The 401-nt window shown below is 53.6% G+C and carries 1 protein-coding gene; it reads right to left on the bottom strand.

Annotation, left to right across the window (positions count from 1 at the left end):
• Positions 1-401 (bottom strand): IS30 family transposase (locus tag AB9F29_RS21370; RefSeq protein ID WP_369757184.1); only part of this gene is annotated, 401 nt, incomplete at both ends.

The raw sequence follows: 401 nt of genomic DNA, 5'->3' as shown, positions 1-401 counted from the left end.
TACGTCGGTTGCTAGCGTGAAGCGCGGGTGGTCTGCCAGCTCTTTCCCACGATCCCATGTCAAAGATTTGTAGAGTTCACGCGGTAATTTATGAGCCGATTTAATCAGCCCCGTGACGACACTTTCGGTATCCTTGTTGGCGACTTTGACCAACATGACGTACCGAGAATGACGTTCGACGAGAGTTGCAATGTAGCTATTTTTGGACCCTCCGATGAGATCGCCCTCCCAGTGGCCTGGAACAGCCCGATCCTCGACCGATGCTGGTCTTTCTGAGATTGATATGGCGTTCTTGATCTGACCAAGACCGTTGCGCTTGAGGCTGGCATGCTTAGACCGCCGAACTGTACGCTTGGCACGCAGATGCTCCAGCAGCTCCTTCTTGAGGACGCCACGTGCTT

Origin of the sequence: Falsihalocynthiibacter sp. S25ZX9 (genome assembly GCF_041205405.1) — a bacterium.
Classification (GTDB): Bacteria; Pseudomonadota; Alphaproteobacteria; order Rhodobacterales; family Rhodobacteraceae; genus Falsihalocynthiibacter; species Falsihalocynthiibacter arcticus.
The sequence above is the reverse complement of the archived record's forward strand: the minus strand, read 5'-3'. Positions and strand labels throughout refer to the sequence as shown.